9 protein-coding genes and 1 pseudogene are annotated in these 10,642 nt (G+C 69.7%); 3 read left to right on the plus strand and 7 right to left on the minus strand.

Features of this window, described 5'->3' with window-relative positions; genetic code table 11:
• Positions 1 to 540 precede the first annotated feature (540 nt).
• Entirely contained in the window at positions 541 to 1,506 is a 966-nt protein-coding gene (locus H7965_RS26570) for a zinc metalloprotease HtpX (RefSeq protein WP_186773566.1), read from the minus strand.
• A 621-nt stretch (positions 1,507 to 2,127) separates the two neighbouring features.
• Here H7965_RS26570 and H7965_RS26575 point away from each other — a divergent pair.
• Together H7965_RS26575 and H7965_RS26580 are read left to right on the plus strand one after the other, a co-directional pair.
• Positions 2,128 to 2,619, plus strand: a complete 492-nt coding sequence (locus H7965_RS26575; RefSeq protein WP_222440831.1) for an Hsp20/alpha crystallin family protein — start codon at positions 2,128 to 2,130, stop codon at positions 2,617 to 2,619.
• Between the two features lie 78 nt (positions 2,620 to 2,697).
• Positions 2,698 to 3,057: an SPW repeat protein gene (locus H7965_RS26580; protein ID WP_186773567.1), complete on the plus strand. Its 360-nt coding sequence runs from the start codon at positions 2,698 to 2,700 to the stop codon at positions 3,055 to 3,057.
• Positions 3,058 to 3,100: 43 nt separating this feature from the next.
• Here H7965_RS26580 and H7965_RS26585 read toward each other — a convergent pair whose 3' ends face one another.
• The 6 genes and pseudogenes from H7965_RS26585 to H7965_RS31380 form a co-directional block, all read right to left on the minus strand.
• Positions 3,101 to 5,323 carry an amylo-alpha-1,6-glucosidase gene (locus H7965_RS26585; protein ID WP_186773568.1) on the minus strand — a complete coding sequence of 741 codons (2,223 nt, stop codon included), beginning with the start codon at positions 5,321 to 5,323 and terminating at the stop codon, positions 3,101 to 3,103.
• Positions 5,324 to 5,331: 8 nt separating this feature from the next.
• Positions 5,332 to 6,384, minus strand: a complete 1,053-nt coding sequence (locus H7965_RS26590) for a glycosyltransferase family 4 protein (protein ID WP_186773569.1) — start codon at positions 6,382 to 6,384, stop codon at positions 5,332 to 5,334.
• A 37-nt stretch (positions 6,385 to 6,421) separates the two neighbouring features.
• On the minus strand, positions 6,422 to 7,078 hold the full coding sequence (locus H7965_RS26595; RefSeq protein WP_186773570.1) for a MarC family protein: 657 nt from the start codon (positions 7,076 to 7,078) through the stop codon (positions 6,422 to 6,424).
• A complete protein-coding gene (locus H7965_RS26600) occupies positions 7,075 to 7,425 on the minus strand; it encodes a hypothetical protein (RefSeq protein WP_186773571.1) in 351 nt (116 codons plus the stop codon). Before H7965_RS26600 ends, H7965_RS26595 begins: the two co-directional genes overlap by 4 nt.
• Before the next feature lie 310 nt (positions 7,426 to 7,735).
• Positions 7,736 to 8,245, minus strand: coding sequence for an Hsp20 family protein (locus H7965_RS26605; RefSeq protein ID WP_186773572.1), 510 nt, complete (start codon positions 8,243 to 8,245; stop codon positions 7,736 to 7,738).
• A gap of 218 nt (positions 8,246 to 8,463) precedes the next feature.
• Positions 8,464 to 8,745: pseudogene (locus H7965_RS31380) on the minus strand (transposase); the annotation flags it as partial.
• 174 nt (positions 8,746 to 8,919) lie between these two features.
• Between H7965_RS31380 and H7965_RS26615 the strand changes: the two are divergent.
• Positions 8,920 to 10,518, plus strand: a complete 1,599-nt coding sequence (locus tag H7965_RS26615) for an AMP-binding protein (protein WP_222440833.1) — start codon at positions 8,920 to 8,922, stop codon at positions 10,516 to 10,518.
• Positions 10,519 to 10,642 lie beyond the last annotated feature (124 nt).

Genomic DNA, 10,642 nt, shown 5'->3' on the forward strand with positions numbered 1-10,642 from the left:
TCGTCGGTCATCGTGGCGGTCCGAGGTTCGGGTTGTCGGTCTCAGCAACCCAACCCTACCGAGAACCACCACGGTGACCGCCATCATCCCAGCGGCCGCCTCCTACACCACCATCCGGGACGCGATCGGGCAAATACCCCGGCATATCCGCGGAACCGCGGATCGCAGGTGCCGAAATGCCAGGTAATCAGCGCGGGCGCCGGCGCCCTGACGCCTTAGCGAACGATGCGGTGCAGGTTCCGGAGGATCGCCATTGCGGCCGCGGTCAGGTCGCCCAACAAGCCGCAGGGGAGTTGTCACGGTGATGTCGGCTGGCCTTGGTTGGAGCCTCGGGCGAGGCTGGTGGAATGACGCCAGAGCCCGCAACGTAACACCGCCACCGCTTCTCTCTATTTGCCCCCGCTTGGTCCAACAACACCGTACGCGCCCGTGCGTGCAATGCATCGAACGCCGCCATCGACTTGGCGGCGGCGATGCTGTCGGTGCAGATGACGAAGCGGCGGGTGCCCTATGCCGGCAGGCGCTCCCTGCACGAACCGGTCAGAGCAGCCAGCGACGTACCAGCGCCTGAGCTGGATGCTGTCGGGCAAGCTGCCCGAGACGGACCGGCATGTCGCCATTCCAGATCCTGCTGGGCCAGGCGGGCTCCACGGCCGCCACCGTCTCATTCAGGCGGCGCACGCGTTCGGCGATTCCGGGATGGGTGCGGAACCAATGCAGCCAGCCAGCGCCGCGTGCCGCAAGCCTCTCCCAGTCGTCGCCTTGCAGCCGATAGAGGCGCGTCAATGCGGCCGCCAGACCCAGCGGATCGCCGGTCAGCTCTACAGCACCCGCATCGGCCAGGAATTCGCGCCGCCGCGACAGCGAGAGCGTCAGCAAATCGCTTGCCAGCGGCGCGGAGAACAGCAGCAGAATGGTCAGGAGCGGCGGGGCCATGCCCATCGCCAGCGCACCCGGCAACCAGAACGCCAGCAGCAGCAGCCCGAGCCACGCCATGGTCCGAGTAAGCGATGCCGCGGCGGCCGCAAGGCGCATCACCGCAACGTCTCCGTGGCGGATATGAGCGATCTCGTGCGCAAGCACCCCGACGAGTTCGCGTGACGGCAGCGTCTTTAGCAGGCCAAGTGTCACCGCAATGGCGGGCTCTTCGCGGGTTCCCGCGGCCATCGCCTGCAGCGTACGGGAGGGAACCAGGTACAGTGCAGGCACCGCCGCGAGATCAGCCCGGCGCGCCAGCTCCGCCGCGGCTTGAGACAGCTCTGGCGCCTGCGCGGGGGCCAACCGGATGGCGCCGAAGGCGCGGCGGAACAGGGGATCCCCTGGCACCACCGGGTCAAGTAGGAAGAACAGCAATGCCGCGATGGCCGCGATCACCAGCCCCTCGAGCCCCGCAACCACGAGCCCCGTCGCGCCGGCAAGCAGCACCAGGCCACAGACCAGCGACGCGGAATGCAGCCGGTTCAGCCGACGCTGGCGCGCAAGGGCTTCCGGGTTCAGGCGCAACACGGCTGCGCGTCGCCACCGCGGTTGTCCAATCAGGCGCACCTGACTATGGCTCCCGCCCGCTGAGGGCGTGCGGCTCGCGCAGCTCGCTGCGGAGACCTTGCATTCCGTTGGGCAGATCGAGCGGCACGGCGGCTCCCTCCTCGTCCATACCAGAAACATCGCGCTGGTCGCGCATGAGGCAAACGCGCGGCGAGGCGGTGCTTCCTTCTCTCCCTTAGCCCAGCGCGCTGGGGAAGGTCCCGGTTCCTGGTCGCGCCGGCGCCGCGCGGCGGAACAGAAGCCGCGACATCGCTCCGGTCAACACGCAGCCCCTTGAAATCGCACCGTTCCTTCCAATCTCGTCGACCGTCGAGTGCCCTTTCGGGGCTCGGTCCCGGGCGCCAGACGGCACCGGACCTTCCTCGCCTCCACGTCGCTCGCCGGAGGATGTGGCCAGGGAGCGGAGAGGAATCTACCCACGCGATAGCGGATCGCCAGATCCTGTCGGGTGGATTCGCCAGCGCGGGGCTGCCGCGCCGCTCCACCGATTCCGCCCACGCCTCCTGCCGCCTTGGACGGGGGTGTCAGGCCGGATGTCGCGCGGGTGCCCCGGGGCCCATGTGACAAGGAGGAGATGCAATCATGAACTCCATGAACATGCACGACGTCGTCCCCTGGGCGCGCAGCGGCTCGCGCATGAGCCCTGCCTTCCGCAGCGAGGCGGCTGGTCCCTTCGCGGCTCTGCGCCAGGAAATGGACCGGCTCTTCGATGAGACGCTCCGTGGCTTCGGCATGCCGGTGTCCCCCGGCTGGCCGAACGTCGAGGTGACGGAGACCGACAAGGAGATCCGTGCCACCTTCGAGGTGCCCGGCGTGGACGAGAAGGACATCCAGGTGCTGATCGAGGATGGCGACCTCGTCGTGCGCGGTGAGAAGCGGTCCGAGACGGAGGACAAGCAACGCCGCATTTCCGAGCGGATGTACGGCCGCTTCGAGCGCCGCATCCCGCTCGGCCAGGAGGTTGAGGAGGAAGGCGTCCGTGCGGAGTTCCGTAACGGCCTCCTCACCGTGACGTTGCCGAGGTCGGAGCGCGCGGCCCAGCGCACGCGCCGCATTCCGGTCAGCGCCAGGTGATCCGATGGCCGGCGCGGCTTGGCGGGGCCAGGGCCGTGCCGGCCTTCATCAAGCCGGCCCCTGGAAGGAGCCAATTCGATGAAGCGCAGGAACGAGACAGCGACTTTTGCCGCGGGCAGCCAAATCGTCCTCGGGCTGCTCCTGGTCGCCGCGCCTTGGGCGATCGGCTTCACCAACTGGGAGACGGCGGCGTGGAGCGCCTGGTTGACCGGCGCCGCGATGGCTCTGGTCGGCATTGCCGCCGCCTGGCGCTACGCACAGGCGGCCTGGGGTAACCTGGCCCTCGGGGCCTGGGCGGTCCTGGCGCCCTGGATCCTGGGCTTCTTGGCGATGGCTGGCGCTATGTGGATGCATATCATCGTCGGCGTCCTGGTCGCGGCGGCGGCCGCTTTCCACCTCTGGTGGATGACTGGCACGCCGACCCAGGTGCACGCCTGATCCCGGCCGGGGGTGCCTTCCAGCGCCCCCGGCGCTTTCCTGGTCAGTTGATCACCGCTACCTCGATCCGCCCGCGGCGGCGCAGCACCCGCAGCGAAACCTCGTCGCCCTCGTGCCGATGCATCACGAGGTCCACCGAGGCGCCGCCAAGGCGCAGGTTCTCGATGCGCACCATCTCGAGCCAGGGCGGCAGTACCGGGCGGACGAAGCGGATCTGCCGCTGGTCCGGCCGGAAGGTCACGCCAAGCAGCGCGCCGAGCACCGCGAAGGCCGAGGCGCTTGCCCAGGCCTGCGGCAGGCATGCGACCGGATAGGCGGTGGGGCCTTGCCCAGGCAGGCGGGGAAAGCCGCAGAACAGCTCCGGCAGCCGCTTCATGTCGGTCCAGAGCGCCGCGTCGAACAGCCCGCCGAGCAGCCGCACCAGGGGCTTGCGCAGCCCGTGGAGCGAGAGGCCGAGCGCGATCAGCCCGTTGTCGTGCGGCCACACGGACCCGTTGTGGTAGCTCATTGGGTTGTAGCGCGCCTCGCCCTCCGCGATGGTGCGCACGCCCCAACCGCAGAAGGAACGTGGTTCGAGCAGCGTCGCCGCGACCCGGGCCGCGCGCTCGGCTGGCGCGATCCCCGTCAGCAGCACATGGCCTGCATTGGAGCTGCGCACGCGGCAAGCCTTCTTCTCGCCGTCCAGCGCCAGTGCGTAGGTCCCGATGCCCGGGCACCAGAAGGCCTCGTCGAAGCGGCGTCGCAGCGCCTCCGCGCGCGCCTCCAGCGCCTCCGCACACGTCCGGCGACCGAGTGCGCGTGCGATGCGCGCGCCACCGAGCCAGGCGGCGTGCGCATAGGCCTGCACCTCGACCAGCGCAATCGGTCCCTTGGCGAGGCTGCCATCGGCGTGGAAGACAGAATCCCAACTGTCCTTCCAACCCTGGTTTGCGAGACCTTCCGCGGTGCGGCGCCCGTATTCTAGGAAGCCGTCTCCGTCGCGGTCGCCGTATCGCTCCATCCAGCTAAGCGCCGCCTCGACATGTGGCCAGAGCTCGCGCGCCAGTGCGCGGTCGCCAGTGCGCTCCAGATGCGCGGCCGCGAGCATGACGAAGAGCGGGGTCGCATCCACTGAACCGTAGTAGAGGCCGAACGGCACCTCGCCAGTCGCGGCCATTTCGCCGCGGCGCGTCTCATGCATGATCTTGCCCGGCTCCGCATCGCGCGCGGGATCGCTCTCCTTCGCCTGCCGCGCGGCCAAATGGCGCAGCACGGACGCTGCCAGGGCGGGATCGAGCCAGAGGCACTGTAAGGCGGTGATCAAGCTGTCCCGCCCGAAGGCAGTGCTGAACCAGGGGACGCCCGCATAGGGAAAGGGCTCCCCCGCGCCGGTGGTGCAGAGCATGTCGAGATCGGCGCGCGAGCGGTTCAGCCAATCGTTGAAGGCCTCGTTGCTCGTGTGGATGCGCGCGACGTTCTTCGCCCGCGCAGCGCTCCAGGCGCGGTGCCACGCCACCCAGCCATCGAAGCCGAGGTCGGGGGCATCCGGTTGCGCGGCCTCGCCACTTGCACCGCTGCGGCCGGAGCGCACGGCCAGCGCGACCGTGCGTTGCTCGTCAGGAGCGAGGCGGATTGCGTAGCGCGCCCGGCCGTCGTCGAGGCGGTCCGGCGCCGGATCATAGGTGACTCGTGTCGTCCGTAGCACCCCATCCAGCCCGCGATAGGCGAAGGTAGCGCTGCCGGCACTGCATTCAACCGGCAGGATAGTGCCGCGCCGCTCGCGCCGGGCGCCGCGGACCTCGAAGATGTCGGCGAAGTCCGCCGCGTGATCCAGCCCCAGTTCGAGCGCGACAGGCTCGGCACCGTAGTTGCGGATGTGCAGCTGTTCGTGCAAGGCGCCGTCGCCCAGCACCAGGACGCGGCGGATATGCAGCGTGTCCCGCATCAGCGTGCCGCCACCCGCCAGCCGCAGGTCGGGGTTGGCAAGGTCCACCGTCAGGACCGCGTTGTCCTCGCTGATCCCGGAGGAGAGCAGCAGCGGCCGCTGGCCCTCGATGGTCACCGCCATGCGGGAGAGGTGCCGCGTGTCGAGATGGAACAGCCCCTCCGCCGCGGGACAAAGTGCTTGTGCGTCTCCGTAATGGTCGAGCACGAGGAAGCTGTCGCCGCATTTCAGCGTGCGAGGCCTATAGAGCGCGAGCGCCGTTGCCGCGCTGGCGGCGACGGCGAAGCGCTCCTCCTCCGGCGGGTAGGATGTCGGCAGCGTGCCGGCCGGAACGCCGTCCATGATGGGCCTCATGCAACGCGCAGCACCGGCCGCTCATGCGCGGCACCGAGCCGGCGATAGAGGGCTAAATAGTCCTCGGCCATGCGCCGCGCGGTGAAGCGCCGCTCGAAGACGCGGCGGACCGCAGTTCGATCTATCGATCCGATGCGCCGGAGAGCGCCAAGCGCGCCCGTCTCGTCCTCCACCACAAAACCCGTCATGCCATCCTCCATCACCTCCGGCACGGAGCCGCGGTTGAACGCCACCACCGGCGTGCCGCAAGCCATCGCCTCGATCATCACCAGGCCAAAGGGCTCCGGCCACTGGATCGGGAAGAGCAGGGCGCGGGCTCCGCCGAGGAATTCGGCCTTCTGTGCTTCGTCCACCTCGCCGATGAACTCCACGCCGGGGCCGTCGAGCAGGGGGCGCACGGCCGTCTCGAAATAGGCGCGGTCCATATTGTCCACCTTCGCCGCGATGCGCGGCGGGATGCCCGCGGCACGTGCAATGCGGATTGTCACGTCCGGGCCCTTCTCCGGGGAGATACGGCCGAGAAAAGCGAGATAGCCGCGGTCGCGCGGCGAAAAGGGCAGAAGATCCGTCGGCAGCCCGTGCAGGACCGTGCCAGCCCAATTTGCGGAGGGCAGAGGCCGGCGTTGCGCGTTCGAGATGGAGACGAAGGGTGCCTCGGGATGCGCCTGGAACAGGGGCGCAATCTCCGGCAGGTCCAGCCGGCCGTGCAAGGTGGTCAGGAAAGGTAAACCGGAGCCGCGCATCATCGGCAGGTGCAGGTGATCTATGTGAAAGTGCACGACGTCGAAGTCTCGCAGCCGTTCCTGCAGGCGGCTCAACATCAGAATGTGAGGCGCGACCGTGTCGCGTATCGAGGCGTCCAGCCGTAGCGCCCGTGGCGTGATGGCTTCGAGCCGCGCGGCGGTGCGGCTGTCGCCGCTGGCGAACAGGGTCACGTCGTGGCCGAGCGCCACGAGCTCCTCCGTCAGGTAGGACACGATGCGTTCCGTGCCGCCGTAGAGCAGCGGCGGCACGGCCTCTGCCAAGGGGGCGATCTGGGCGATACGCATGGGCAGGCTCCGTCTTCTCCGATCATCCGCGTCGTCATCACTGCGGCGGGACAGGCGCGGGCTGCGCCGCCGCGACCAAGCCAACGGCCTCCAGGCCGTCGAGCATGAACTGCACCGCGAGCGCGGCGAGCAGCACGCCCGAGACGCGTGCCACCACATTCACGCCCGCAACGCCGAGCAGGCGCATCACTCGCGCTGCCGCCAGCATCGCGGCGAGGGTGAGCGCCATCACCAGCACCAGCATGCCGAGCACGATCCCGGCCTCCACGGCCGTCCGCGCCCGATCCATCAGCAGGACGACCGCCGCCATGCTGCCTGGCCCGGCGATCAGCGGGATGGCGAGCGGGACGACGGCGATGTCCGCGTGGCCTTCCGCCTCGCGCTCCTCCCGCGGCGTCAGCGAGGAGAGGCCGCTGGGTCGCGCGAAGACGAGGTCCACCGAAAGCAGGAGCAGCAGGATCGCACCCGCGATGGTGAAGGCCGGCAGCCCGATGCCGAGCCAAGCGAGCACCGGCGCACCGCCGAAGGCAAAGCCGATGAGCACGAGGGTCGCGATCCCGCAGGAGGTCATGGCGAGGCGCCGCCGCAGCGTCGCGCCGGCACGCGCGGCCAGCAGCGCGAACACCGACGCGACCTCCAGCGGGCCGATCGTCGCGAGGAGGGTGGCGAAAGACGTTGCCGCGATGTCTCTCACCCTGCAGGTCCCGGCTCCACGGCAGAGGCGCCGGCGGCGAGCCCCAGGAGCAGCGCGGTCGCGCCCAGGGCGGCCGCCTGGTCCCATGCCGTGATCCGCTCCTCCAGCAGGCGTTCGCCGCGTAGCACCGCCTCCAGCGCGCTGCCCAGCGCCGCAAGGCGCAGCAGCTCGGCCGCGACGGCCGCGAAGAGCGGCGGCGGCGCGAAGGACGCCAGGCACAGGCAGATCGCGCCGACCAGGCCGCAGATCACCAGGCGGTCCAGGTCGGGGTCGCGTGGCTCGCGGTCACGGCCGGCGCCGCTCCCGTTCGGCGACCACCACCAGTCTCGTGGGTCGTAGTCGTGCATCTATGCCTCGTCGGGGTGATTCGTCGTGGTGCCCGGCGCGCGCATATGGGTGTTCGGCAGGGGCACCTCCGCCGGTATGGGCCACGAGCTCAACGGCCACATGCCCGGTGGTGGTCGCGCCACCTTGCCGCCCGGCTGCACTCAGAGGTGTTGGCGTCGCCCCAGGCGTCCTCCGGAGGTGGCGGCGACGCGCCGCTGTGTCCCCGCCGCCAGCGGCCCCGGTGTGGCGTGGCCCCTTGGCGTGGGTGAGCGGACTACGGCAGCCCTGCCCGTCGCCGGGCAAGGTCCGTGCGGCGCCGCCCGGGACCGCTCAGGCCGCCTTGCGCTCGCCCTCCGGCTTGCCTTCGATCTGCTTGCGCGGCCGCGAAGGGCTCGGAGCGCCGATCTCGATGCGGCGCGGTCGCATCGCCTCTGGCACCTCGCGGCGGAGATCGACGGTCAGCAGGCCGTTGGACAGGCTGGCGCCCACCACGACCACGTGGTCGGCCAATTCGAACCGGCGCTCAAAGGCGCGCGCGGCGATGCCGCGGTGCAGGATCTGGCGACCTCCACCGTCCGAACCGTCGCCCGCCCCCTCGCGGTCGCGGCGGTCGCCGGCAACCACCAGCATGTTCTGGCGCGCGGTGACGGTCAGCTCGTCCTCGTGGAAGCCGGCTACCGCCAGCGTGACGCGGTATTCGTCCTCCCCGAGCTTCTCGATGTCGTAAGGGGGATAGTTCTCGAGGTGCTCGACCCGGGCCGCCGCAAGCAGAGCGTCCAGCATGCGGTCAAAGCCCACCGTCGAGCGGAACAGTGGCGTGAAGTCGAACTCGGTCCTCATTTCCAGGTCCTCCTTGCGAAGCAACATGGATACGAGCGGCGCTGGTCGGCGCCCGCTGCCGGGTTCCAAATGGCCCCCCGGCCGGACATTCTGTTGAGGTTGCGCTGCCCCGTTTTCAAGAGTACGCGGCGCCCCGCGCGGCGGAGATCACTCACCAGGGATCCGGCTCATGGCTCTCAGCGGCTGGCGGAACCCGGGGGTAATTAGAGCGCCTAACACAACCGCCTGACCTGGTTCAGGCAGATGAGGGCGGCGGCGAGTGTAGTGAAGCGGAAGCGAATGATGTCGGCCAGGCCGTGCCTGACCTGCTCCCATGCCCGCGGGTCCTCGAGGCAGGCGGCCAGACGATCGGCGACGCCGAGGCGGCGCTCGATCTTGCGCAGCGCCAGCACGCCGCCATCGGAGGACAGGCGCCCGCCATCGAAGCGCGCGACCAGGAGCTTGCCGCCGACCGGTGACAGGCCAGGGAGGGGCGGCGTAGGTTCAACCTTGGCGGGCATGGTCTCCGCAAACGGCTGGTTTCGAATGTCACAGCCGAAATCTATTGCCGGTCAGCGGCTTGCACCATGCCCGTCAGCCCACGTGAATGATCCGGGCTAGAATGGGCAACCCTTACAGCGCGCCGCCCCCATGGCTCCCCGGTGCGGATGAGGTGCGGCGGGAGGAGATCGACCATGCTCCACCCATTCCTCGGTATGGACGTGCCTTGGCTGCTGCGGAATCAGGCCCTGCGGCACGGCGACCATCCCTTCCTGATCTGGGAGCCTTTCGACGGCCGGACCAAGGTGATGGGCTACGCCGCCTTCCGGCAGCGGTGCGTGGATCTGGCAGCGGCCATGGCCCGCCGCGGCGTCCGGCCAGGGCAGCACGTGCTGGTGCACCTCGACAACTGCCCGGAGGCGCTCCTCGCCTGGTACGCATGCGCCGAACTTGGCGCGGTCGCCGTGACCACGAACACACGCAGCGCGCTCCCCGAACTCCGGTACTATGTAGCCGACAGCGGCGCCGTCGCCGCCGTCACCCAGCCGCGCTACGCGGAACTGGTGAACGAGGCAGCGCCGGAGCTGCGCTGGCTTGCCGTCACGGCGCATGATGCCGGCGAACCCCTTATGCCGGGGCAGGCGCCGGCCAGGGGTGACTCCTTCGACGCCCTGCTTGCTGAGGGCGCGGATGCGGCCCCGCCGCGGCGCGCGCCCGACCCCTCCCCACCGGTCGCAATCCAGTACACCTCGGGCACGACCGCCCGGCCCAAGGGCGTGGTCTGGACCCACGCCAACGCCCTCTGGGGCGCGCGGGTCAACGCGGCGCATGAGCGGCTCCATCCCGACGACGTCCACCACGTCGTGCTGCCCTTGTTCCACGCCAACGCGATGGCGTACTCGGTACTCGCCGCGCTTTGGGCAGGCGCCACGGCGGTTCTGCAGCCGCGTTTCTCCTCCAGCCGCTTCTGGGGCGCCGCGCTGAAGCATCGCACCACCTTCGCCTCGCTGGCGCCGTTCTGCCTCAAGGCGCTGCTGAATGTGGAGACCCCGGCACGGCACTCTCTCCGCCTTATCGGCCTGGGGCGCTCCGATCCGGCGGCGGCGGCGCGCCTGGGCGTCGGGATCGTCAGCTGGTGGGGCATGACGGAGACTATCAGCCACGCCATCCTCGGCGACCCGGAGCTGACTAGCGCGGGGGCGATCGGTCGGCCGGCGCCGGAGTACGGCGTCCATGTCCTGCGCGGGGACGGCTCCCCTGTCGGGCCCGGCGAGACGGGCGATCTGCTGATCACCGGCGTGCCCGGCGTCTCTCTGTTTCTCGAGTACCTGAACAACCCGGCCGCCACGGCGGACAGCTACGATGCCGCCGGGCGCCTCCGCACCGGCGACCGGGTGACGCTGCTTGAGGACGGCTGCATCCGCTTCGCCGATCGGGCGAAAGACATGCTGAAGGTGGGTGGCGAGAACGTGGCTTCCTCGGAGATCGAGGCAGTGATCGCAGCGGTGCCCGGCGTTCGAGAGGTGGCCGTCGTGGCCAAACGGCATCCGATGCTGGACGAGGTGCCGGTCGCCTTCGTGCTGTTCCATCGGGACCCACCCGGGGGGGTGGAGGAGGTGGAGGTGATGGCTCGCATCCATGCCGCATGTGCCACCCACCTCGCGGACTTCAAACGCCCGGTGGAGGTCAGGGTCTTGGAGGAATTCCCCCGGTCCGTCCTCGAGAAGGTGGCCAAGGCCGAGCTGCGGCGCCTCGTGGAGACAGGAACCCGCCCGCGACCTTCGAGTCCGTAGCACTACTTCGGCACTTTCATTCGCGCTTGTGTAGGTCGATGAACTCGCGGCATCTGGGACATCGCAGCCGGATGGCGGCAGCGAGCTGAGCCAGCAGTGCGCGCCGGATGGCGGGCAAGGTGGG

The sequence above is a fragment of the Siccirubricoccus deserti genome, from assembly GCF_014283215.1.
Lineage (GTDB): Bacteria > Pseudomonadota > Alphaproteobacteria > Acetobacterales > Acetobacteraceae > Siccirubricoccus > Siccirubricoccus deserti.

Excerpts from the sequence above, each read along its gene's own strand:
- H7965_RS26605 (WP_186773572.1), bottom strand. The coding sequence starts at position 8,245 with ATGAGGACCGAGTTCGACTTCACGCCACTGTTCCGCTCGACGGTGGGC.
- H7965_RS26575 (WP_222440831.1), top strand. The coding sequence starts at position 2,128 with ATGAACTCCATGAACATGCACGACGTCGTCCCCTGGGCGCGCAGCGGC.
- H7965_RS26615 (WP_222440833.1), top strand. The coding sequence starts at position 8,920 with ATGCTCCACCCATTCCTCGGTATGGACGTGCCTTGGCTGCTGCGGAAT.
- H7965_RS26590 (WP_186773569.1), bottom strand. The coding sequence starts at position 6,384 with ATGCGTATCGCCCAGATCGCCCCCTTGGCAGAGGCCGTGCCGCCGCTG.
- H7965_RS26580 (WP_186773567.1), top strand. The coding sequence starts at position 2,698 with ATGAAGCGCAGGAACGAGACAGCGACTTTTGCCGCGGGCAGCCAAATC.
- H7965_RS26585 (WP_186773568.1), bottom strand. The coding sequence starts at position 5,323 with ATGGACGGCGTTCCGGCCGGCACGCTGCCGACATCCTACCCGCCGGAG.
- H7965_RS26600 (WP_186773571.1), bottom strand. The coding sequence starts at position 7,425 with ATGCACGACTACGACCCACGAGACTGGTGGTGGTCGCCGAACGGGAGC.